Genomic DNA, 22,605 nt, shown 5'->3' with positions numbered 1-22,605 from the left:
CCTCCGGCTATAATTCCGCGGCTTTGTGGGCCCCTGGCCCATGGAAGTCGCCCACGCCGGGCGTCACCGGCGAATACACACCCGCTGCAAACACCCGTGCCGGGGTCCTTCGCGAGAAGGTCGGTCACGGCGGCAGTCGGGGAGGCCCAACCCCGGAATTGTTGAAGGCATCGCGTGCGATGCCCGCGATTCCACACCCAGGAGTTACCAAGCAATGCCCCAGATCACCATGCGCCAGATGCTGGAAGCCGGCGTGCACTTCGGCCACCAGACCCGCTACTGGAATCCCAAGATGGCGCCGTACATCTTCGGTGCCCGCGGCAAGATCCACATCATCAACCTTGAAAAGACCGTGCCGCTGTTCGGCGACGCGATGAACTTCATCTCCGCGATCGCGCAGAAGCGCGGCATGATCCTGTTCGTCGGCACCAAGCGCAGCGCGCGCGAAGCCATCAAGGAAGAAGCCGAGCGTTGCGGCATGCCCTACATGACCCAACGCTGGCTGGGCGGCACGCTGACCAACTTCCGCACCGTGAAGGCTTCGGTCTCGCGCCTGAAGGAACTGGAAGCCGGCGAAACCGACGGCACCTTCCAGAAGCTGGTCAAGCACGAAGTGCTGGGCCTGCGTCGCGAGCGCGAGAAGCTGGACGCCTCGCTCGGCGGCATCAAGGACATGAACCGTCTGCCCGACGCCCTGTTCGTGATCGACATCGGCCATGAAGACATCGCTATCAAGGAAGCCAAGAAGCTCGGCATCCCGGTGATCGCGGTCGTCGACACCAACTACGATCCGGCCCTGGTCGACTACGCCATTCCCGGCAACGACGACGCCATCCGCGCCGTGCAGCTGTACGCCCGCGCCGCCGCCGACGCCGTGCTGGAAGGCAAGGCCGCCGCGCCGCAGGCAGCGACCGTGCGCGAAGAAGAGTTCGTCGAAGCCGATGGCGAAGGCAAGTCCGCACGCCGCGCTCCTCCGGCGAAGAAAGGCCCGCCCAAGCGCGCTTCCGCCAAGGACGACGGCCTGACCGAAACGCCGGCCGCCGAGTAATCCGGCCGTCACGCAGCCGCGCAATGCTGCGCGGCTGTCACTTCTGTTCGTCATGCCCGCGAAAGCGGGGTTTTCAACAGCCGAATAGCTGGTCATCCAGCGATTTCGTGCCGCCATCGCGTGCTTGCCGAAGCGCAAGGACGCTGAAATTCCGCTTTCGCGGGCATGACATCTCTAAACACATCGAGGTAACCCCCAATGGCTGAAATCACCGCTTCCCTGGTCAAGGAACTGCGCGAGCGCACCGGCGCCGGCATGATGGAATGCAAGAAAGCGCTGACCGAAAACAACGGCGACATCGATGCCGCCGCCGAGTGGCTGCGCAAGTCGGGCCTGGCCAAGGCCGACAAGAAGGCCGGCCGCGTCGCCGCCGAAGGCCGCATCTCGATGGCGCAGGACGGCGGCAAGGCCGTGCTGGTGGAAATCAATTCCGAGACCGACTTCGTCGCGAAGGACGGCAACTTCGTCGCCTTCACCGATGAAGTCGCCAAGACCGCGCTGAGCAGCGGCGCCCAGGACGCCGAAGCGTTGAAGGCGGCCAAGACCTCGGGCGGCAACACGGTCGAGGAAACGCGCGCGCTGCTGATCGCCAAGGTCGGCGAGAACGTGCAGGTGCGTCGCCTGTCCCGCATCGACAGCGCCAACAACGTCGCTGCCTACGTGCACGGCGGCCGCATCGGCGTGCTGGTCGAGGTCAAGGGCGGCGATGCCGATCTGGCGCGCGGCCTGGCCATGCACATCGCGGCGATGAACCCGCCGCACATCAAGGCGTCCGACGTCCCGGCCGAGTTCGTCGCCAAGGAAAAGGAAATCGAACTGGCCAAGATGTCGGAGAAGGACAAGGCCAAGCCGGCCGAGATCCTCGAGAAGATCATCGGCGGCAAGATCGCCAAGATCGTCAACGAGGTCACGTTGTACGGCCAGCCCTACGTGCTCGACACCGACAAGAGCGTCGAAGCCGTGCTGAAGGGCGCCGGCGCCGAAGTCATCTCCTTCCAGCGCCTGGCCGTCGGCGAAGGCATCGAGAAGGTGGTCGAGGACTATGCCGCCGAAGTGATGAAGCAGGCCGGTCTGGCGTAAGCCGCTTCCCTGCCCTCGCTAGAAACGAAGAAGCCGCGGTGATCCGCGGCTTCTTTTTTTGTTTGCAGTTCACTCAAGGCGTCTTCGGCTTGGTGGGCTCGGGCACGTTTCTCAGATTGGATTCGACCGACGTGGACGCGGGGCTCGAAGGAGGCTGTACCTGTCCCGCAGGCTTCGGAGGGGGCTGCACCTGTTCCGCTGGATTCGAAGGGGCCTGCACTTCTGTTGTCGGATTCGAAGGATCCAGCACCTTTTGAATCTGAGCATCCGTCGCCGTTTCCGCGACCGAGGACACCAACCGCTCCATCCAGGCCATCGTGCACGTGGATGCATAGAAATTGATCCTCGCCTCGACCTGCGCGACGTTGCTCACATCCTCCGTGCTCAGCTGCTTGAGTAACTGACCCCGCGCCCGATACAGCACATCGAAGTTCTTCCTGATGTTGTCCGGCGGCATGTACGAGGACGAGTAGTTGCGGAACACGTTGTCGGCGAACGCGAAACCGCCCGCGGCGAGAGACACAATCTGCGCGGAATTCTTCAGAAGTCCAAGCCCCAGTGCCGTCAGGCCACCGACATCCGATGTCGTGCTGCGCGCGAAACGTTGATGGCTGTATGCGTTCGTGAGCTGGTTGATATAAACGCCGCAATAGACCTCGGACAAGGCGAAGCCCAGGTACATGTAGCGTTGCAGATCGACCTTCGTAGGCAGCACGTCCTGTCTACGCGCGGTTTTCGCGGCGTCCTCGAAGTTTTCAATGAGGCTCGTGGGATCTCCGTAGTAACGCTTGACGTCAGGATCTTCTTTAGCGTCCTTGGCGGCCGTGTAAATCGGAAGCGGTACTCGATCGGGCCTGGCATCGCGAATGTTCTCGCGCATGCTGGTACAGCCGGACAGCAATAAACATGACGCCATGAAAATGGCGATCTGCGTCTTCATGTCTCCCCCCTAGAGAGCGTGATGACTTGAGTGATCAGCGATGGTGTCCGGCAAGGGCCGGACACGAGCCGCGTGCAAGCGGCGGCCCGCCCCACAATTTTTATCACTACGGGCTGCTCGCCGCTGCCTCCTTGTCGCCAACTGTCGCAATTCGCGATGGGCGTCGCATCTCGCCCCTGCGCCGCCAGGGTTCCGCCCCGCTCGGCCTGAAACGGACACAGCAAAAACCCCACCGAAGTGGGGTTCTTGCATCGCGCATTGCGAACCGTGGAACGAGGCTTACAAACTCGGCCCTTGCGGCTGCGCTGCCTGCGTCTGGCCAGGCTGGCTCTTCTCCTGCGCCTTGACCTCGGCATCGAACTGCTGCAACCGCTCCGACACCGGCTGCGCCACCGCCTGCTGCTTGTCCACGTACACGCGCTGGGTGTCGTGCGGGTTGTTCGGATTGGTCTGCGCCGCGATCAGGCCCTGCCCGGTCGTGCTGGCCACCAGGGCATCGATACGGCTGAGGCCCGTGACCTTGGCTTCGAAGGCGGTCGTCGCCGCCGCACGCTCCATCTCGTCGCGGTTCTTGAAGCCGCCGTTCGGGCCCAGCTTCTCCAGATGCGCCAGCGCCTGGTTGTACAGCGGGTTGTCGCGGCCCAGCTCGGCGTTGCTCGGAGCCGCCGGCCTGGGAGCCGGGGCTTCCGTCGTCGGCTGCGCCGCGCGCTCGCGGCCCGGCACCGTCAGATAGTTCATCGGATCAACGGCGCGGCCGTTCCGCCACATCTCGAAATGCAGATGCGTGTCGCCCTGACGCGGCGTGTTGCCCGTGCGGCCCATCGTGCCGACCTGCGCGCCGGCTTCGACGCGCTGGCCGTCCTGGACGTTGATGTCCTTCAGATGGAAGTAGCGCGTCACCACGCCGTTGCCGTGATCGATCGTGACCGTGTTGCCGGCGCCGCCGTTGTTCGGCTGCACGCGCACGGTACCGCCGGCGTAGGCCTGGATCGGATCGCCCACGTTGCCCTGGATGTCGACGCCCTTGTGCGTCCGGGTACCGCCGGCGCGGGAAGTCCCGAATTCGCCATGCCCTTCACCGTGCTTGTCGGCGCGGTTGATGGTGGTGTTGCCGGGCGCCGGCCAGTTGCCGTCGGCCTGTGGGGCCGGCGGACGATTGCGGCTTTCGGCCGGCAGCTGCAGCTGGGCGTTGATCGCGTCCAGCGTGCGGCGATCGGCGACGCCGGTGGGCTCGATGTGGTTCGCCTGCTGGAAGCTCCGAACCGACTCGGCCGTACGATCACCATAGATGCCGGTGCGCGTCTCCAGCTGCTGGCCGCGACCATCGCGGAAGCCGAGCTGGTTGAGCGACTGCTGCATGCTGATCACTTCCGGGCCGCGCTCGTTCTTGCGCAACACGCCGTCGGCCAATGCGGAAGCCGCCGGCGTCGTCGGAGTCTGGACCGGCTGCTGGCCAGCGGTGATCGGCTCGATGTCCTTCTCGGGAATCCGCACGCGATCGAACTTGGCATCCCAATAGTGAGTGAACGCCGTCGCCATCTCGCGCGGCTGCATGTTGCGGAAGTCCTGGTACTTGTGACCGGTCAGCCGCTCGAAATCGTCGGAACTGACGTTCGCCAAGATGTTGCGGCGCGTGCTGGAGAGGCTGAACTCGCCGGTCGCGATCGCGTTCTGGATCGAGCGATAGCCGCCCGAGCCCTGCTGATGCGCGAGGTACATGTCCAGACCGTTCGGCTCCGCCGCGCCGGACAGATACGGCCGGCCATTGCGCTCGTGCGTATTGACCAGATCGCGGCGGTTGTTCAAATACAAGCGCGCGGCCGCATCGGTGTTGACTTGCGGATCGTACTCGCGACCGGTGATCCCGTACTGGGCCGCCGTTCCCGGCACGAACTGGAACAGACCCTTGGCGTCACTGCCGCGGTTGTGCGCGCGCTCGTTGAAATTGCCACCGGTCTCGATATACGCGAATCGCAGGAAATCGTCGCGGGATATGCCCCGGTCGTTGGCGACGCGTTCGATGATGTCGAGAACTTCCCTTCTGCTGTAATCCTGTGCCATCTCTGGCTCCTCTTGGTGTTGTGCGGCGTCGTGCCGCGATGCGCCAACCGGACTCGTCCTTTAGTCTCGCGTTCTCGGTCAACAATGAAAAAGTATTAGGGGTTGTAGCTGTTCTTTTCCGTGTCGTACGCGTAGGTCGCGACGTCGGAAGCTCCCAGCGTGCGCGTCTTGCCCGGCGCATCGATCACCGTTCCGGACGGCGTCACCTGCACTGTCGGCAGACCGCTGCCCTGCTTGGGCGCCAGGAACGCCAGCGCGCCGGTGCTCTTCGCGCACGGCATCACCTTGCCTTCGTCGCAGGCCGCTTCGTTGTCCGATCCGGTCACGATGCTGCCGATGTAGGCCCAGTGCTTGTCGCGTAGCTTGTTCACTTCGGCTGGATCGAACACGAACAGCGCGAAGCCCGCCGTCGCCACACCGGTCGAGAACGTGGTCGTCGGCACCGCCAGCAGCAACCGGCCGTCCTGGGTTTCGTAGCTCTGCGGCTGGCGCGTCTCATCGATATCGCTCGCCTTGCCGTAGGCGCCGAACTCGCCGACGAAGCCATCCGCCTCCCGCAGCGCCCACGGCGCCTTGTCCTGCGGCTTGGTCAATTCGAAGGTGGCCTGCGAGATCGCCACCGTTCCTTCGGGATCGGCCGGCGCGTCCTGTTCTTCCTCGCCGAATTTTTCCGGCGTCTTGTAGGCGAAACCGGTGAAGTAGTGCTTGCCCTTGAAATCGAACTGATGGCCGTACCAGTAGGTCACCCAGCTGCCGTAGTCGACCTCGTACGAAGTGGCCCCGTCACCGTCCTTCTTGTAGATCATGTACAGCACGCTGTCCGGGGATGGCGGCTTGATGGCGGAGGCATTCTGGTTGTCGTTGGGCACTGTCGGAACATCCTGTTGTGTTGAAGGAGCGGAACTACTCTGTGAAGACGCCGCCTTGTCGCCGGGCGCGGCGGACGCGCCCTCCGGGGGCTTGGCATCGCATGCGCTGACCAACAAAACCGCCAGCGCCAAGAGAAGCGTTTTGCCGTGCGTCATGCCGTCGCGTCCTGGGGGTCGGGGGAAACCGGGAACGATCTTACAAGGAAACCTCCGGAACGACGCCCTCGCCACTCCCGAACGGCAGGGTATGGCGCCATCGCCGCCACCGAGAAATCACGGCCGACCGGACCCCGCCTGAGCGGGATCCGGCCGCCTTCCCCTTGACCTTGCGCGATCACGATCATCTCAAGCCGCCATCGTCTCAAGCCGCCTTGACAGGATTGGCATGCTGCTGCGTGCGCTGCTGATCCTGACGGACCTGCTCCGCTTGCTGGCGCTGCGCCTCCTGATCGAACTGCTGCAGGCTCTGCGCCAGCGGCTGCTGCGCCGCGGTCGCCTTGTCGACGTAGGCGCGGTTGACGTCCTCGGCGTTGTTCGGATTGTTCTGCACGGCGATCACGCCCCGGCCATTGGTGCTCGGCACGATCTCGTCGATGCGGCTCATGCCGCCCACCTTGGCCTCGAACGCGATCGCCGCGGCCGCGCGCTGCCGGTCCTCCGGATTGGCCAGGCCCGCCTGCGGACCGAGCTTCTCCAACTGCTGCAACGCCTGCTGGTACATCGGATTGTTCTTGCCCAGCTGTTCGTTGGCCGATGTCGTCTGCGTCGTTTCGCCGGCGTCGCGGCCTGCGGACAGCTTCGCGTCCGGCAGCTTCTTGGCGATGGCGTCGATGGTCTGCTTGTCGGCGATGCCGGTCGGATCGAGTCCGTTGTCGCGCTGGAAATTCTGCAGCGCATGGATCGTGCCTTTGCCGAAATCGCCATCGACCTTCAGCGGGCGATCCTTGGCATCCTTGTATCCGAGCGACTTCAGATCTTCCTGCACCGCACGGATTCTCTCGTCGAGCGCCTTCAACGTCTCCACGTTGGCCTCGCCGGTCACCGTCAACCCTCTGTCCTTCTGGAACGCCTCCACCGATGACTTGGTCGCGGCATCGAACTTGCCGGCCTCCATTCCCTCGGCGGTGAAACCCAGCTTGCCCAGGCGATCCTGCAACGCGCTCACGTCCTTGCCGGTATCGTCCAGCTTGAGCGGGCGGTCCGGGAATACGCCCAGATCGCGCAAGCCTTTCAGGGCCGGATCCTTCAGCATTTCCGGATCGCGGCCGTTGTCCACCAGATATTGCCGTAATCCCGATTCGAGGAATTTCTTGTCCTCGTCCGACAGCTTGACGTTCTCCGCGCCGACCGAATCGACGAGATTGGAGATGCGGCGCAGCACGTCGCGCGCGCCGCCGTCATTCTGACCGTACTGCGTTTCCAGCTTGTAGCGGATCATGTCATCCAGGCCGAAGTCGCCTTGCACCTGGATCTTTTCGGGATTGGCCTTTCGTCCCGGCATGTCCATCGCGGGATCGCTCGACGACATGCCCGCGAACTGCTTCAACCCGTCGTTGACCGCCGGGCCGTACTGATTCTGCGTATCCAGGATGATCAGCTTCGCCAGCGGGCTGTCCTGCAGGAATTTCTTGTTGGCCTCGTTTCCGATGCCATCGATCACCTCGTCCATGTGCTTGATCTTGGTGTCCAGCCGGGTGATGTAGTCGCTGTTGATCGCCTCCATGCCCGCCGTCGTGCTCAGCATCTGGTCGAGTTCCGGCTTCAGCCGGTTGTAGACCTTGAGATCGTCTTCGTTGAACTGGCTGAAGGGCTTGTACAGATGCGCCCGAATGTCGGCGAGTTCGGTGTCGTCGATGATGCGTTTCCCCGCCGCATCCGTGGCGGTGCCCGCGATTCGTTCGAGCAGATTCCGTCCGTCTTGATTCGCCCCGACGTCGTACTGGAAAGGGCCGAAGCTCGGGCCGCTGGCCGCGCGCTGCGCGTTGCTGATTTCGTAGGCACCTTCGCCGTTCCTCAGCTCGTTCTTCATCATCGCGCGATGGACGTAGTACTCCATCGTGCCCGGTTGCAGGGAATCTCCTCCCGTGAAACGCTCATTGGTCATTGCTATCTCCAACTTGATCCATGTTGATGTCGGTGAACGTCCCTAACCCGGTCGTCACGTTTCCTCGCAACCGCGTACAGACTTACTGCGCGCGGTTCCCCGCATAATCGCCACGCCAATCTTCCAACTCCTGCGCCCGGCGCGCGACGCTTTCCATCCGACATATCGACTCCGTACTCGGTGCCGCGGTCGATCCGAACCGTGCCGCGCGTACCGCGCAATCCTTCTGATAGAACGCCAGCCATGCGCGCTGCGCTTCCTGCACCGGCGCCGCCGCGGGCTTTGCTTCGTCCTTGCTCGTCTCCAGCGTCGACAACAGGGCGCGATATGCCTTGTTCAAGCGCGCGTCTTGATAGGCAAACTCTTCATCGGCGCACTCCCCCTGTGCCGGAACCGCGCCTTGTGCCTGCGTGAAACAAGCGTCGTAGCTTTCGCGGATGCCGTAGTAACGCGGCGAGATGTAGGAGAGCCTTTCCACGCCGGGCATGATCGCGATGCCGTTGATCACCTCTCCGGCGGAAGCAGGCGCTTTCTGCACCGCCGCTCCCTTCGTCGCGTTCCCGGACGAAGCTTGAGCAGCGTCGGCTTTGGCTTCAGCGAACGGCGCTGGGTTTTGCCCGCTTGCTCCCGCCTGATCGGCGGCAGCCGAGTTCCCCGCGCTGCAGGCAGCGGCCGACAGGGCAAGCAGGGCGAAAAAGCTGACGTGCTGGATGGGTTTCATCATGCGGCTCCCAGGAAGGAATGCGATACGACCCGCGAACAGTAACGCGAGTCGCCCGTGTTCGGTCCAGATCTGTTTCCGGCGCGCGCACGAACGCCCACCTCCGCAGCAGCGGCAGCCGGGTAATTTGAAAAGCGGCAAACGAACTCCAGCATATTGCGATCCTGCAACGCTTGGCACGCCGACCGGCGTACCGAATTTCAGTGCCACCCCTGAATGGAATTTCGATGATCGAAACCCCTTCCCTGGCGCACCGAGGCGACGTTCGCGGCGGACAGAATCAGAGCAACTTCCGTACCAGCCTGTCGGGCGAATCCGCAGCCATCCTGGCCGCTCGTTCGTGGGACTCGCCATCGCACTCGGGCGGTATCGTACCGCAGTGAACTTCTTCAATGCCAGGGCCGGACATGCCACCAATCGGCCAGATAATCCGTGCCGTTTAACTTCGTACGCCCCAATACACAGCAAAGCAGGCGCGTTCACCAACCGCTGACCGATGCCATTTCGGATTCGACGCAATCGTCGGGAATCGACGGCCATCTCCCTGTCCCCAGGCTTACTTTCTTCGCCGCGAAAAGTTCTGTGCCTTCAAGAACCGGCAGCCTTCCTTGTGCCCCTCGTACTTGCACTTGCCGATCGCGGCGAAATCAACGCTGTCTTCCCTGCCGGCATATGAGGCGAAAAGACTTCCGTCATCGCTCGTCGCGACGCCCAGGAAGCCGTTCAGGGCCGTTCCTCCGAGCATGCAGCCCTGCGCCCCGTCCCTACTGCAGGCTCCCAATGCTTGCGAATTGGCTTCTTCCGAGGATCGGTTCGATCCCGCGAACCAATAAAAAGGGCCTTGACCAGGTTTGATGCCGAAGGCAACGGCGCCATAGGTATCGACCCAGCCATCGTCCGGAGGCGGTGGCGGCACGTAGTCATACCCATAAGCCGGCGGAGTTTGCTGATTGCCAGCCCCCTCATTGTAATTTGGTGTCATGCAGCCAGGATCCTGGGACATCGGGATTCCCGTCTCTGGGCAAAGCAACTCCTGAGCGGTTGCCTGCCCAATCGCTAGCAGACCAATCAACAGCACTCCGATCTTCATACTGGCTCCCTCCGCTGCTGTGCGGCTGGCTTATACAAACTGAATCCTTGCCACAAGATACTGCCCATTCTCGGTTGTTTTGTCTATCAGGGAATCCTTACCCACTGACAGTGAACGGAATGAATCTGGCCGCAAAAAACAAAGCCCCCGCAATGCGGGGGCTTTGTATGCCAGCTAGCGGAACGGGCCTGCTAACTGCTCAATAATTAACAAACTCTGGCTTGCTGCAGGCGGAATAGAAAACCCGGCAATTCGCATCTTCCTTGGCACACTTGTTAATGCCTATTTGCGAAGCCTCTTCCACGGTCGCCGCGCTTGCCGTGTTGTAGACCTTGTTGCCAGTCACCAGCACCGCACATTGGTTGTAATAGGAAATATCAAGCTTGCAGCCGGCTCCGCCGCCCTTGGCACGACAATCGGCAAGTGCGGCTTGTACGGCCTCTTTTTCAGACGGCAGACCTACAGCTGCGCCCAAAATACCTTTGAGGGCATTACCACCGATTGCTCCCCAGGTTGTTTTCCACTCACCTGTCGGCTGTGGCGCAACCTGAGTCTCCTGAATCGGGGCATCAGTTCCCCCCGGCGCACAGCCCCAGACATCTCCGTACAGCCTAGGTGTTTGACCTTGTGGGCAACCACCTTCGGCATAAGCCATGCCACTCAGAGCCAGCAAGCCCATCATCAACAACACCTTGGCTTTCATGCCTGCCTCCTCCAGCCGTTAAACGTCACCTCTATTAGGCGGTCCAGATGGCTTAGCCTGAGGTGAACCAGGACTGGTCGGGGTTCCCCCACCGGTCGGGCCACCGGCGAGGGTGCCGCCACCTCCCGTGGAACTGCTAGCTCCAGGGCCATAGCTTGTCGGTCCATGCTGAAGTTCAGGGGCCATAGGAGTTGCTTGCGGGAGCTGAGTTCCAGTTGACGAGTATGTCGACATATCTCGACCTGCTAGCTGAGAGCCCTGTTTCACCTGATCTGATGAAGCAGCGGTTGCACCCGTTCCAGCACCAGCACCACCACTTGCCGCATAGGTGTTAGTAGCTTGGCTTCCATATCCACTTGTCTGATTACCAGTGGATGTCTGCTGGCCCGTCCCTCCGCTTGGTTGCGAAGGCTGGTACGACCCAGGCGGCTGTCCTTGCGGACCCGGCTGGCTAGTGGTGCTATAGCGACTCGTAATCGACGCCGCGCCAGCCGCACCACTAATCTGAGCATAAGGCAGGAAGGAGCCCAACGTTCCCTGGAAGAAGTTCGCTGCCATCGGCGGTACTGTCAGGATCAGCATTGTCAGGATCATGCCCATGCCGCCTTGCTGCAACGCTTGGCTGTTGTAACCGCCAACGATGTTGTCGCCCAAGAGCAGATTGCCAGCAATGGCACTGCCCCACATGGCGGCGGCCACACGCGTCACCATGTCCAGTGCGATCGAGGTCATCGCGCTCAACATCGCCATGCTAAATAAGGTGCCAATTCCGTAGAACAACCATCTTTGGAACAGGCTCTTGGTGAAATCGAACAGCAGGCAGAGAATGAACAACGGCCCGAAGCCGATGAACATCGCCATCGCCACCTGATACAGGAGCAGCATCGCGCCCGCCACGATCGCGGGGCCGCCCGACCCAATTCCGATCAACAGGCCCGCGCGGTCTTTCTCGCTGCTGAGTCCCGGATCGCCCACGGTATCCAGCATGTCGAGGCTGGTCATGGCCACCTGCATCCAGCCCAGGTTCTCGTCGATCTTGTCTTCCGGACCGCCGCTCTCGCCTGTCACCACGTAGTGGATCTCGTTCTTGAGATCGGTGGTGAAGAATTCCGTCAGGCTGCCGTTGAAGAGGGAGAACGAGATTGCCGCGCCCACGATCACGACCGCGCGCGCGGTGTTGGTCACCAGCGCCACCGCCGATTCGCGCATCTGTCCGGTCACCATGCGGTAGCCCTGGAACATGATCCAGATGGTCAGCACAGCCGTCGCGATGATCGCGACAAGGTCCATCATTCGCCCGACAATGCCTTCGGTCAGGTCCTGGATCTTGTCTTCCAGGAAGTCGAGGATGAACTTGAAAAAGACGTAATCACCGAATGAGCCGATCGAAATTACTTTCGGGCTCAACCAATGCCAGATGTCCAGCAGTCCGACCGCTACTGCGATCCCCTGTAAATCCATCATCACTTGTTGCTCCTTGCCAATCTATGCCCCAAAAGCCCGCCTGATGCCCTCAGGGCACCGACAGGGCCGTCTTCAATGCCGCGGTCTTGACCACTTCCCCCATGATGCTGGGCTTGCCGCGCAGCGTGGCCTGCGCCAGTGTCGCCTGCACCTGCTTTTGCGACTTGATGTACGTGTTGTAGGCCGTCATTCGCGCCTGGAACTCGCCCATCTTCTGCTCGATTTCGCCGTTGGTCTTCTCGATCTCGTAAATCGAGCCGCTCATCTCACCCGAAGTGCGCGTACCGGTGCCACGGAAGGACGCCAACTGCGACCGCAGGGTATTGAGCTGCCCCATGCTGTCCTGCATGTAATCGACGATCTCGTTGAACTGCCGGTTCTGCATGCGCTGGATACTGACGCACAGCTCCTGCTGCTTGCGCTTGGTATTGTCGTTCATGCCAAAACCGACCATCTCGCCCATCAGGCTAGACAGGACCGAACCGATATCACCGTTCACACCACACTTTTCGGCCACCATATGGTTCTCTGGCACGCGCTGGAGCGCGACACCCGCCGGCAACCCCAGCGTGGAGATCATGCTGTTGATGCTGTTCATCATGTCTTGGAACTGCTGCAGGGTACGAATCCAGCGGGAGGCCTTTTCCCCATATTCGGCCAGCGCTTCGATTTGACGCAGCAGCGTGTCGATCTGACTCTTGACATTGGCGATCAGGGCGCCGCCGCTTTCCATGATCGGACAGGGCGCACCGAACATCCAGAACGCATAACAGAACTGCGCGTTGGCCGTGCTCGCGCCCCCCAGCGACAGCGCGCCAGCCAGGATGGCCACGCGCAAGGGAGTGACGCGACGGCGGCGGCGCGGCGATTGAGAAGTAGCCATGGAAACCTCGTCAGGATCAAATGGATGTCGGTAACCACCGATCGCCAATATCAATCCCCTACTTTCAACGCCGTCGCCAATGCTGCGGTCTTGATCACCTCGCCCATGATGCTGGGCTTGCCACGCAGCGTGGTTTGCGCCAGAACCGCCTGGGTCTTGTCCATCGCCGCGATGTAGGTGTCATAGGCCTTCATGCGCGACTCGAACTCGCTCTTGGCCTGCTCCATTTCACCGTTGGTCTTCTGGACCTCGTAGATCGCGCCGTCCATCTGGCCCGAGGTACGGGTACCGGTACCACGGAAATTAGCCAGCAAGGACTTCATCGAGTTCATCTGGCCCATCGTGGTGGTCATGTAGTCGACCATCTCGTTGTACTGGCGGTTGCGCATGCGCTGGGCGCTGACGCAAACCTCCATCTGTTGCTGCTTGATCTTGCCTTCGAGGCTGACACCGACCAGCGAACCCAAGGCGCTGCTGAGGATGCCGCCCAAGTCGCCCGGGTTGCCGCCGCACTTCTCGGCGACCATGAAATTCTCGGGAACCTTCTTCAGGTTCACACCCATCGGCAGGCCCAGCGTGCTGACCATGCTGTCGATGCTGTTCATCATGTCGCGGAACTGCTGCAGCTCGCGCGTCCAGCGCGATGCGGTCTCGGCGTACTCACCCACGGCCTCGACCTGCGTGAGCGCAGTGTTGACCTGATTCATGATGTTGGTGAACAGGTTGCCGCCGATCTCGACCACGGCTTGCGCCTGCACATTGCCGGCAGTCAGCGAGAAACCGAGGGCAACCGTCAGGACGGCGGCCTTGAGGCGGACGGAGGCACCGGAACGGCGCGAAGAAGTCTGTGCAGTAGTGATCGTCATGATACTAGCCCCTAGTTTGGGTTGGGTCCTTTACCACCGGCGTACCACGCCGGGCTGGTCGTACTTCTACAAGGTAAAAATAACACAAATTTGATTACTGAAACTAGCACTTACGGCCGCCAAACACCCGTTCGTCCGATGCCCGTCCAGCCCGCCTGCCCGCACTGAAACCGGCAAGCGAAGCTGGCCATCGGCGGGGCAATCAGGCATTGGCATGACTGGCCGTCCGACCCGACGCCTTGGGTCCCTTGCCCGAACCCTTGCGCTGGTCATAGAAGGTATCCAGCCACTGCTCGGGCTTGAGATCGTCGGGGCTCACCCCCTCCGCGCGGGCCCGTTCGGCCAGAATGCGATGCATGATGTCGATGTTGTCGGTCGAGGCCGAGATCACCGCCAGGGCATCGTCCATGCCGCGCAGGTTGAGCTGGCAGACGCTGGCGCCGTGGCCCTGCTTCACCAGGAAGCAGCGCGAACGCTCGTCGAGGCTCTTCACCACCTGATATTCGGCATCGGTGAGCTTGAGACCGTCGACATAATCCTCGCGGCTGGCGTTCGGATTGGGCAGCAGCACCAGGGTGGCGGTCTGTTCGATCAGGGCGGCGGAGATGTCGCTCTTGAGCGCATCCTCCGGGCTCTGGGTGGCGAAGATGCCGAGACCGTTCTGCTTACGAATGGTCTTCTGCTTGTTCTTGGCGAATTCCTTCAGGCCGCCGGAGCCGTCGAGGATCTTCCAGAACTCGTCCATGACATAGATCAGCGGGCGGCCGTCGATCAACTCCTCCAGCCTGTGCAGCAGATAGTTGATGACCGGCACGCGCACTTCGGGGTTGTCGATGACGTCGGTGTAGTCGAACCCGATGATGTTGGCCTTGTGCAGGTCGATCTCGTCCTTCGGGTTGTCGAACACCCAACCCAGCGAGTTACCGGCGGTCCACTTGCGCACACGCGCATAGAGGCCGTCGTCGCCCATGTTGGGCAGGCTCTTCTGGAAGTTGGTCATGGTGCGCAGATGCGGCGGCGTGTCGAGGATGTTCTCGACGGCGCGGAAGATGTCTTCCTCCTCGCGCGCGCTGTACTCGCGCTTGCCGGCCAGCACCTTGATCAGGTCGGCCAGGAACTGGACGTTGGCTTCGTTGCGCTCGCACTGGAACGGGTTGAAGCCGGTCGGCTGGCCGTTCTCCAGCGCAAGATAGTTGCCACCGCAGGCGCGCACGAAGATCTCGGCGCCGCGGTCCTTGTCGAAGAAGAAGATGGTCGGCGTCGGCTTGAGCTTCTGCACCTGGCTGAGCAGGAAGTTGATCAGCGCGGTCTTACCGGTACCCGACTTACCGATCACCATGGTGTTGGCGATGGCCTTCTCGCCGAGCGAGTTCTCGGCCGGATGCGTAGCGTGGAAGTTGAAGTAATACGGCTGGCCGTTGGTGGTCTGCAGCGTGGTGACGCACTCGCCCCAGGGATTGTTGTCCTTCTTGCCGGTGGCGAAGTTGTGCAGCGGCGAAAGACCAAGGAAGTTCAGCGAGCTGAGGCTGGCCTGACGGGTGCGGTACTTCCAGTTGCCTGGGAACTGCGAGTAGAACGAGGACACGACGGCGAGGTCTTCCTTCGCCGACACGAAGCCGGCGTTGGACAACTCGGCGCGTGCGGTGGCGATCTGCTGCGAGAGCTGCTCCTGGGTGTCCGCGTACAAGGTCATGATGAAGTGGTACTCGCCGAGCACGAAGTTGCCCGAGGCGAGCTGGTCCATCGCGTAGTCGAGTTCGACGATCTGGCTGACCGCCTTGTCGCCCGAGGAAATCATCTGGCCCTTGGTGCGTTCGAGCACCTTCAACGCATCGTGCCGCCCCATCGGACTGAAGGAATGGGTGAGCACGTATTCGAAATCGAGGTACTTCAGGCCGTTGAGGATGCCGGGATACGTGCCCTCGGCATACTCCTTGATATTGAGGATCGCGCCGTAGCGATTGACGCCAGTGGGCGTATTGATGATGAAGTCGCCGGTCTTGTCGGAGAACATCAGCCGGCTCACGCCGAGGTAATCCTTGACAGGCGCTTTCAGCACCGGCACCGGCTCGTCGATGCGATTGAGCAGGTAACCGAAGAATTCGAGGGTTTCGGAGAAGACGATGCCGTTGTCGGCTTCGTAGACACCAAGACGATATGGCGCGTAGTCCTTGAGCACGGCTTCGACGTTGCCCGCCAGCTCGAGGATCTTGCCGACCGCCTGCTCTTCCTCCGCCTTCAGCTGCGCGGTATCGGAGGTCTTGGCCACGAAGCGCTTTCCGCTCACGATCGGGCGGTAGATCATCGTCAGATACAGCTCGTTCTGCATGATCTTCTGACTCGAGAGCGCCTCGTAATAGCCATCCGAGAGCGTCTGGTTGAAGACATGATCGAAGCGCGGCCGCATGTTGACGCGGCGGCGGCGGCGGATGTCGTGGACCCAGAAGGCGACGTTGACGAAGTCAGGCGCCCGCAAGGTCTGCAACATGCGGTTGAAGGTGTTGTGCCGGTGCTCGATTTCCCACTCTTCCCTACCGACGAACGGCAGCCCGCCAAGGTGCCAGGTCATCAGATAGTCGCCACCGGTTGTTTTGACGACCGTCGGCGAGACATGGGTGGAAAGCGTGATGAACTCGTCGATGGAGGTATCGCGGCTGAAGATGGGCATACGTCGCCTCGGGGAGCATTAGGACATCACCGCCATGGACCCGGGGACCGGGTTCCGCACCGGGAGCTCCGTGGCGGCGTCATTCGGTGTCGCGTTGTGTTCGGTGTCGTGATCGGTAAAGCACCGGAACGCGAACGCCTTTTGCGGGCGTTCGCGTTCCGGGGAACTACTTGCCTTTTTTCTTCTTCTTGTCGTCTTTCTCATCCCGCAACCGGTTGGGCGAATACACCCACATGCCATTGTGGAACTGGCGGTTGCGCGTCAGGAACTTGAACTGCAGACGCAGCCCCAGCAGCCTGAAGATCATCTCGTCGCGCTTGGCCATCATCCGCATGACCCAGATGACGATGGGACACAACAACAACAGGAAGAAGTTGGTGTAGATCGCCAGCAGGAAGACCCCGCCCACACCGAATGCGAACGGCACGTAAGGCACGCCGAACAACATGGCGGGGCGAGTGCATCCCCGGAAAACTACATTTTTATGCATAGATCGGCTGGAGGCTCTGCAGCATGTTGATGGCGACGCCGCAGTTGTTCGAGAAGTTGTCCGGCAGGATCATCTTGGCGAACTGAGCCGCGCCACCGATCAGCACCGCACCGATCAGGATCGGGGCGACGTCGGAGATGCGCTTGTGGGCGAACGCGATCTGATAGCCGGCGAAGATGATGGCGATGGTCACCACCGCGATCGAGGCGATGTTCAGGATCGTGTTGATGTTGGTCAGGAACGAGCAGACGGCACCCGAGGTGCCGGTCGCTTCGTCCTGCGCCCAAACCGACATCGGCAGCAGCACCAGGGCGGCGACGGCGAACCTCGTCCATGCGTTTGCGCGCGATTGGTTGATCATATTGGTGGATGACTTCATTGCTTGATCCCTCTGTTGGGTGGGTAGAAACGAGGCATTCATTTGCCTCACTAGGTAACGAAACTCAAAAAACAAAAGCACTATCAACAACGGTTCCGGATGCCGCGGATGCGGCGACCGCCGGTTGCAGCTGCGGCGGCTGATCCTCGGCACCGAGCATGACCGGACGATCCAACGCTGGCGGGAGTCCCGCCGTTGCCACGGCCAATGTCTCGGAGTTCTGGATACTAGGCTGGATACTAGAATTGATGGACGTGACACTAGGATTGACGGGCGCGGGAACAACTTGAGGCGCTTGCGCCGTTTGAACAGGAGCAGCATAGGCTGCGGACAACCGGGAAGTGGAAGCCGGCATCCGCTGCGCGGCCGTGTTCGCCTGCGGCGCGCTTACCGCGGGTGCCGGTGCCTGGAACGCTGCCGCCGCCGCTGCGGGTGCCGGAGCCGGTATCTGCGTGGCGGCGACGCGACGCGCCACCGGATCAGTCGCCAGCGGAATGGCCATGGGATCCACGGCCACGCTGCGACCGGTCCAGCCACTCTGGATCGAAGCGTAGATCTTGCGCACGTAGCCGTGCCGGAACCCCGTCGAGAAATCGCCGGAGTAGTAGCAGCTGAAGGACTTGCCCCAATCCCCTTTCGAGCGTGAATAGCACTCGGCCAGGATGCGCGAGCCGGCCTGCAGATTCGGACACACTTCGAAGGCACGCTCGTAGGAGCCGATGCCGTACTTGGCCAGGTTGTAGCGGTTGACCTGCGCCAGGCCGAGCGAGAAGTTGTAGCCGCGGCTTTCGAGCATGCGCACGGTGGCGAGCGCTTCGGGCAGCGTCTTCGGCTGCCGGACCAGACGCCCGCCTACCACGCCGATGGCGTAAGGGTTGTATGAGGATTCGACGCGCACGACATGGTGCATGACGTCCATCGAGACCGCCAAGCCCGGACAACTCGCGAGATCCATGTCAGGCAACATACCCACTCCACTCCTTCCCCCGTCGATGCAGAGCGAAGCCCATGCACAGCGACAACCGGCGGCGGGGATGTTCCCTACCCCATCGCCGGAAATTCCTTTCCGACATGATGCACGGCTGTGCTGACAAGTCAATCTTAACGAACGCCTTCACATGCACGTTTTCGCCTCTGCAACGAGGTGCAATTCGTGTCGAGACGAACGTCACAGGCGCGCTCATTCCGCGAGGCTCCGCTCGGGGTCGAAGTCGATCCCGGTGATGTAACGGCTGCCCGCATGCGCCTTGATGTGGACCACGACGTCGATGGTCATCATCAGGAGCCGTTTGATGGTGCTGAACTCCAGACCCGACCCCTCGTTGGAAGCCTTCACCATCAGCGCGAGCTGATCCCAGGTCTGGCTGGGGCTACCGGCATGGCAGCTGGTGATGGAACCGGGATGGCCGGACGCGCAGTTACGGATGAAGTAGAAAGCTTCGTCGCCACGGAGCTCGGCCAGGATGATCCGGTCCGGCTTCATGCGCAGACAGGCTTCCATGCAGCTCTTCGCGGTGACGTTGCTGGTGCTCTGCCCGCCCTTGGAATACAGGAGGTGGACGACGTTGGGCTGACTGATGAACAGCTCGCGGGCGTCCTCGATGGTGACCAGCCGCTCGTCCGCCGGGATGTGCTCCACCAGCGACTTCATGAACGTGGTCTTGCCGCTGCCGGTCGCGCCCGACACCACGACATTCTTCTTGTACGAGACCGCCTTCTTGAAGAACTCGGCGTAGTTGCGCTCACGGCGCAGCTCGAGCAACTCGCGGTCGTGCTCGCTGACGGTGCCTTTCTGTTCGAGGATCTGATCGAAGAAGCCGCTGTCCTGGTACTGCTGCAGCGTCCGCGTCTGCTTGGCCGGCAGGCGGATGGTGATCGAAACCTTTCCCGGATCGCAGGCAGGCGGGATGACGAACTGCGCGCGCTGCCCGGTGGGGAACGTCAGCGAGACCACCGGGTCGGTATCGGTGATGCGCTGACCGGTGTTGCTTTCGTTGACGACGGCGGTGCAGAACTGGCGAGCGCGTTCGAAGTTGAGCGTCGGTACCTCGACGCGCTCCCAGCCGTTCCGGGTTTCCAGATACACCTCGCCGGGACGGTTGATGCAGATTTCCGTCACATCCGGCGAAGCCATGTAATCCAAGATCCCGAGTACTTGGTACTGATACTCCAGAAAGTCGTTGGAAACCTTCGCTAGCGGCGAATCATCTTCCACTGCCAACCATCCCCATCAACATCAGCGACCGATTCTCGGCAGCACGTAGGCGAAATCGACGTCCTGCGCGACATACACGTTGATGATCGTGCCTTGGTTGATGGTGACCGTGGCCGGACGATTCATGCTCTTCGTCAGGGCCTGATTGGCCAGCCTTTCCATCGTTTTTGCGGTCACGCTCTCATACGGAGACTGCACGACGACGCCACCGTTCGATATTTCGTTCTGCACCGGCCCGTGCTCGGCCGCCGCATATTTGAAGGCATCCGCCACAAGACTGATCATCAGCGCGGAAGCGATCCGGCTCGGCCAATGGGCATCGTACTTGCCGGGATGGCCAGCACTGCCGAGACCGTCGACGCCAGGGCTCTTCATGGTGACGTTGAAGCCGTTCGGCGTGATGATCCGGTCCCAGATGACCGCGACTCGCGGACCGTTCGCATCCGTGTCGTACGCACCCAGCACCTTGGAGCCCTTCGGCAACAGCAACTTGCGGCCGTTGATCGAGTAGACCGGCTCGGTGACGATGCAGGACGTGAAGCCCGGGATGTCGGTGATGATGCGGGTTTCGAGCACGCAGCGGATGAAGGTTCCGCGCACGAGCAGCGTGTCCGGATTACGCAGGGTCTGCGCATTGGCGGCCTTGCTGATCAGCGACTCCTTCTGCGCCGGCGGCGCGCCGCCAAGACCAGCCGCCTGCAAGGCCTGCTGTTGTCTTGCCATCTGCTGGTCGAGCGCGGCACTGATCGCGGCGTCTTTTGCGCTTCCTCCGCCACCACCACCCGAGCTGTCTCCGCCGGCGCCGATGATGCGTCGCTCCATCAAGGACGGACCGGTGGGCTGCGGCGGACCTTCCGATCCGGGCTGCTGCGAATAAGAAGCCGGCGGGAGCTGCGGCTCCTGAGCCAGACCGATCGGCGGCGTCGGCTCCTGTGCCGGCGGCGGCAGCGGCGGCGGCGTGTTGATCACTTCCGGCAGGTCCGGCACAGCGACCTTCTCCTGATCGTCCGCCTTCGCTCGCGTGTCCTCGCCACCGGTCGCACGCTTGTACATGAAGAACAGCAGCAGGATCAGCAGCAGCAACGCGGCGCCGACGAACAGCAGCATCTTCGCGTCGACCTTGCGGTCGCGTGGCGATTTCAGGAATGGCGCGTTGGCGTCCAGATCAGGCGGCGGCGCGGCCTCCTGCTGCGACAGATAAGGGTTCGCGGGCTGCTGCTCGTAGCCGCCGCCCTGCGGTGATCCGTACTCAGGAGAGCCTGGCTGATTCGGAGGAATGTTCTGGTTCATTGTGCTTGGTTCCTGCGCACGCCGATGACGTTCTTGCCGTGTCGAATGACCAAGAACGGATAAATGCCGTGAACGACGATGATGTTGTTCTCGACCGTGGTATTGACGACGAAATCTTCGCTGTTCTTGCGTTCACGCCCATACACGGCCGGGAAATTGCCGCTTGGGAATTTGCTCAGATCGGGCATCCTGATGTAGGTGAAACGCCCGTCGTCGTAGACGCTGGCCGGAACCAGCCAAGTCAGCTTCTTGCCGCGCACGGCATAGTCGTAATTGAAGTTGTATTCCCTGTCCGAGCGCAGTTCCGTGCTGATCTCGGGGGCGACATCGGCCTCCGCCACGAACTTGGTCTCGTTGGGATACTTGAATAGGACCTTGTACTGGACGCCCTGGTTCTTGGCCTGCTCCAGCGCGCGCCAGTCGGTCGCCACCACCTTCAGCTCGAACACGTAGGAATGCGTGGCGGTGCGGATGACCAGGTTGGTGTCGACGTCGACGTTCTTCGGCTTCAGGTAGAAGACGTTATCGCGACGCGTCAGTTCCCAGCCGCTGGTGAAACCGGTGCTGTAGTCCAGGATTTGCTCGTCCGGACTCAGTTCGATCTGGGTCGTGATGCCGAGGCCGGTCCGTATCGTGTAGATGGTGTTGTCCGCGTATTCGTATTCCTGGATGGCCTGCGCGCCGACTGGCAGCGCCACACAGGCCATGGCCAGGAACAAAATCCCTGCCAGGCAATGTCTACTGGGGCGATTCATCGAATGTTGCTCCATTAAATATCAAGGACTCGGCGAGGGTTGCGTGGTGGCGGGATTTGCGGCGGGAGCAGCGGGATTCGCTGTTCCTGGAGTGCCGGGAGCCGAGGGATTCGCCGCTGCCGCCGGATCCGTCATGGCCGCGCCCGCTGGAGTGGCGGCATTGGCCGGCACGGTCGCAGCTTCCTCAATCTGCTGCGGCGGCGGAGAAGACACGAACTCCTTGTCGACGCGATAACCCGTCACCCAGAAGCCGAGCGGATTTTCCATGCGCAGCGGCTCTTCCATCTCCAGGTCATCCCGGTAGGTGAACTGGATGGCCGCGATGTTCGTGTCGAGCACCTTGGACGTGCCGTTCTCCTTGTTGAACAGGAGGCGCTGGAAGCGCACCGTCGCGCTGCTCTGCGGCGCATCCTTGCCGACCTGGATCTTGGGCGTGCCGGCCAACTGCACGCTGATCAGAACGACGCGGATCGCCTCGTTGCCGGCGTAAGCGCCGAACAGGTTTTGCGGATTGCTGCGATCGAACAGACTTCTGTAGGCCTGCCTGATGTTCGGCGCCGCCATCGCGTTGACGGTGGTCCAGTCGCGCCTGCGGATCAGGTTGTCGCGATCGAACGATTCACGGGCCACCACGAAGTGGGACACGTTGCTCTTGTTGATCGCTTCGCTGCTGAAGATGGCGTTGGTGTTGAAGTCCATGCGCAGCTTGGCGACCGTGCTGGTGCCGGTGTAGGCATCCGCCATCACCAGATACGGCACCTTCTCCTTCAGCGGCAGCATGAGGAAATAGCCGCTGGCCAGGATCAGCGCCATCAAGATCGCGCTGAAGGCGGTCCACCAGGCACGCTTTTCGCTGCGACGCGCGATATCGGCGATGGTCACCTCGAAGTCGACCGACTTCGAAATGATCTCCCCGGTCTTCGCCGTCTGATTTTTCTCTCGCCGCATCATGCGTCGCCCCCCATGGAAATGACGAACG

General features: G+C 61.7%; 19 protein-coding genes and 1 pseudogene. 2 read left to right on the top strand and 18 right to left on the bottom strand.

Annotated features, from left to right (window positions below; translation table 11 throughout):
- Window positions 1-214 precede the first annotated feature (214 nt).
- Together rpsB and tsf are read left to right on the top strand one after the other, a co-directional pair.
- Window positions 215-1,048, top strand: a complete 834-nt coding sequence (gene rpsB, locus LG367_RS15865; protein WP_226470240.1) for a 30S ribosomal protein S2 — start codon at window positions 215-217, stop codon at window positions 1,046-1,048.
- 198 nt (window positions 1,049-1,246) lie between these two features.
- Window positions 1,247-2,128, top strand: coding sequence for a translation elongation factor Ts (tsf, locus tag LG367_RS15860; RefSeq protein ID WP_226470239.1), 882 nt, complete (start codon window positions 1,247-1,249; stop codon window positions 2,126-2,128).
- Between the two features lie 73 nt (window positions 2,129-2,201).
- On the opposite strand, the gene LG367_RS15855 is transcribed toward tsf, so the two are convergent.
- From LG367_RS15855 to LG367_RS15765, 18 genes and pseudogenes are all read right to left on the bottom strand, one after another.
- On the bottom strand, window positions 2,202-3,068 hold the full coding sequence (locus LG367_RS15855) for a hypothetical protein (protein WP_226470238.1): 867 nt from the start codon (window positions 3,066-3,068) through the stop codon (window positions 2,202-2,204).
- Window positions 3,069-3,434: 366 nt separating this feature from the next.
- Window positions 3,435-5,129: pseudogene (locus LG367_RS18670) on the bottom strand (peptidoglycan DD-metalloendopeptidase family protein); the annotation flags it as partial.
- A gap of 95 nt (window positions 5,130-5,224) precedes the next feature.
- Window positions 5,225-5,998, bottom strand: a complete 774-nt coding sequence (locus LG367_RS15840) for a hypothetical protein (protein ID WP_226470237.1) — start codon at window positions 5,996-5,998, stop codon at window positions 5,225-5,227.
- Window positions 5,999-6,359: 361 nt separating this feature from the next.
- Complete coding sequence (locus LG367_RS15835; RefSeq protein ID WP_226470236.1) at window positions 6,360-8,102, bottom strand: peptidoglycan-binding domain-containing protein; 1,743 nt, start codon at window positions 8,100-8,102, stop codon at window positions 6,360-6,362.
- A gap of 82 nt (window positions 8,103-8,184) precedes the next feature.
- The gene (locus LG367_RS15830; RefSeq protein WP_226470235.1) at window positions 8,185-8,823 is read right to left on the bottom strand and encodes a lysozyme inhibitor LprI family protein; all 639 of its coding nucleotides are present in this window, start codon (window positions 8,821-8,823) and stop codon (window positions 8,185-8,187) included.
- 556 nt (window positions 8,824-9,379) lie between these two features.
- Window positions 9,380-9,913, bottom strand: coding sequence for a DUF4189 domain-containing protein (locus LG367_RS15825; RefSeq protein WP_226470234.1), 534 nt, complete (start codon window positions 9,911-9,913; stop codon window positions 9,380-9,382).
- Window positions 9,914-10,112: 199 nt separating this feature from the next.
- Window positions 10,113-10,616 (bottom strand): DUF4189 domain-containing protein, encoded by a 504-nt coding sequence (locus tag LG367_RS15820; protein ID WP_226470233.1) that lies wholly within the window; start codon window positions 10,614-10,616, stop codon window positions 10,113-10,115.
- Window positions 10,617-10,634: 18 nt separating this feature from the next.
- Entirely contained in the window at window positions 10,635-12,080 is a 1,446-nt protein-coding gene (locus LG367_RS15815; protein WP_226470232.1) for a TrbL/VirB6 family protein, read from the bottom strand.
- Between the two features lie 49 nt (window positions 12,081-12,129).
- Window positions 12,130-13,011, bottom strand: coding sequence for a hypothetical protein (locus tag LG367_RS15810; RefSeq protein ID WP_226470231.1), 882 nt, complete (start codon window positions 13,009-13,011; stop codon window positions 12,130-12,132).
- A 2-nt stretch (window positions 13,012-13,013) separates the two neighbouring features.
- Entirely contained in the window at window positions 13,014-13,829 is an 816-nt protein-coding gene (locus tag LG367_RS15805; protein WP_226470230.1) for a hypothetical protein, read from the bottom strand.
- Window positions 13,830-14,031: 202 nt separating this feature from the next.
- Window positions 14,032-16,491, bottom strand: a complete 2,460-nt coding sequence (locus LG367_RS15800; RefSeq protein WP_226470303.1) for a VirB4 family type IV secretion/conjugal transfer ATPase — start codon at window positions 16,489-16,491, stop codon at window positions 14,032-14,034.
- Window positions 16,492-16,663: 172 nt separating this feature from the next.
- Complete coding sequence (locus tag LG367_RS15795; RefSeq protein WP_226470229.1) at window positions 16,664-16,987, bottom strand: VirB3 family type IV secretion system protein; 324 nt, start codon at window positions 16,985-16,987, stop codon at window positions 16,664-16,666.
- The gene (locus LG367_RS15790) at window positions 16,980-17,366 is read right to left on the bottom strand and encodes a TrbC/VirB2 family protein (protein ID WP_226470228.1); all 387 of its coding nucleotides are present in this window, start codon (window positions 17,364-17,366) and stop codon (window positions 16,980-16,982) included. Before LG367_RS15790 ends, LG367_RS15795 begins: the two co-directional genes overlap by 8 nt.
- Window positions 17,367-17,430: 64 nt before the next feature.
- Window positions 17,431-18,333, bottom strand: a complete 903-nt coding sequence (locus LG367_RS15785; protein WP_226470227.1) for a lytic transglycosylase domain-containing protein — start codon at window positions 18,331-18,333, stop codon at window positions 17,431-17,433.
- 213 nt (window positions 18,334-18,546) lie between these two features.
- Window positions 18,547-19,587 (bottom strand): P-type DNA transfer ATPase VirB11, encoded by a 1,041-nt coding sequence (virB11, locus tag LG367_RS15780; RefSeq protein WP_226470226.1) that lies wholly within the window; start codon window positions 19,585-19,587, stop codon window positions 18,547-18,549.
- A gap of 15 nt (window positions 19,588-19,602) precedes the next feature.
- The gene (locus tag LG367_RS15775) at window positions 19,603-20,871 is read right to left on the bottom strand and encodes a TrbI/VirB10 family protein (RefSeq protein ID WP_226470225.1); all 1,269 of its coding nucleotides are present in this window, start codon (window positions 20,869-20,871) and stop codon (window positions 19,603-19,605) included.
- The gene (locus LG367_RS15770) at window positions 20,868-21,626 is read right to left on the bottom strand and encodes a TrbG/VirB9 family P-type conjugative transfer protein (RefSeq protein WP_226470224.1); all 759 of its coding nucleotides are present in this window, start codon (window positions 21,624-21,626) and stop codon (window positions 20,868-20,870) included. The genes LG367_RS15775 and LG367_RS15770 overlap by 4 nt, the downstream gene beginning before the upstream one ends.
- 21 nt (window positions 21,627-21,647) lie before the next feature.
- The gene (locus LG367_RS15765) at window positions 21,648-22,574 is read right to left on the bottom strand and encodes a VirB8 family type IV secretion system protein (protein ID WP_226470223.1); all 927 of its coding nucleotides are present in this window, start codon (window positions 22,572-22,574) and stop codon (window positions 21,648-21,650) included.
- Window positions 22,575-22,605: the final 31 nt, after the last annotated feature.

It is taken from the genome of Luteimonas panaciterrae (genome assembly GCF_020511115.1).
Taxonomy (GTDB): Bacteria; Pseudomonadota; Gammaproteobacteria; order Xanthomonadales; family Xanthomonadaceae; genus Luteimonas; species Luteimonas panaciterrae.
Note: the sequence above shows the minus strand (reverse complement) of the source record. Positions and strands in the feature narration are given on the sequence as shown.

Excerpts from the sequence above, each read along its gene's own strand:
- LG367_RS15805 (WP_226470230.1), bottom strand. The coding sequence starts at position 13,829 with ATGACGATCACTACTGCACAGACTTCTTCGCGCCGTTCCGGTGCCTCC.
- LG367_RS15820 (WP_226470233.1), bottom strand. The coding sequence starts at position 10,616 with ATGAAAGCCAAGGTGTTGTTGATGATGGGCTTGCTGGCTCTGAGTGGC.
- LG367_RS15855 (WP_226470238.1), bottom strand. The coding sequence starts at position 3,068 with ATGAAGACGCAGATCGCCATTTTCATGGCGTCATGTTTATTGCTGTCC.
- rpsB (WP_226470240.1), top strand. The coding sequence starts at position 215 with ATGCCCCAGATCACCATGCGCCAGATGCTGGAAGCCGGCGTGCACTTC.
- LG367_RS15795 (WP_226470229.1), bottom strand. The coding sequence starts at position 16,987 with ATGCATAAAAATGTAGTTTTCCGGGGATGCACTCGCCCCGCCATGTTG.
- LG367_RS15770 (WP_226470224.1), bottom strand. The coding sequence starts at position 21,626 with ATGAATCGCCCCAGTAGACATTGCCTGGCAGGGATTTTGTTCCTGGCC.
- LG367_RS15775 (WP_226470225.1), bottom strand. The coding sequence starts at position 20,871 with ATGAACCAGAACATTCCTCCGAATCAGCCAGGCTCTCCTGAGTACGGA.
- LG367_RS15785 (WP_226470227.1), bottom strand. The coding sequence starts at position 18,333 with ATGTTGCCTGACATGGATCTCGCGAGTTGTCCGGGCTTGGCGGTCTCG.
- LG367_RS15790 (WP_226470228.1), bottom strand. The coding sequence starts at position 17,366 with ATGAAGTCATCCACCAATATGATCAACCAATCGCGCGCAAACGCATGG.
- LG367_RS15765 (WP_226470223.1), bottom strand. The coding sequence starts at position 22,574 with ATGCGGCGAGAGAAAAATCAGACGGCGAAGACCGGGGAGATCATTTCG.
- tsf (WP_226470239.1), top strand. The coding sequence starts at position 1,247 with ATGGCTGAAATCACCGCTTCCCTGGTCAAGGAACTGCGCGAGCGCACC.
- LG367_RS15825 (WP_226470234.1), bottom strand. The coding sequence starts at position 9,913 with ATGAAGATCGGAGTGCTGTTGATTGGTCTGCTAGCGATTGGGCAGGCA.
- LG367_RS15835 (WP_226470236.1), bottom strand. The coding sequence starts at position 8,102 with ATGACCAATGAGCGTTTCACGGGAGGAGATTCCCTGCAACCGGGCACG.
- LG367_RS15830 (WP_226470235.1), bottom strand. The coding sequence starts at position 8,823 with ATGAAACCCATCCAGCACGTCAGCTTTTTCGCCCTGCTTGCCCTGTCG.
- LG367_RS15815 (WP_226470232.1), bottom strand. The coding sequence starts at position 12,080 with ATGATGGATTTACAGGGGATCGCAGTAGCGGTCGGACTGCTGGACATC.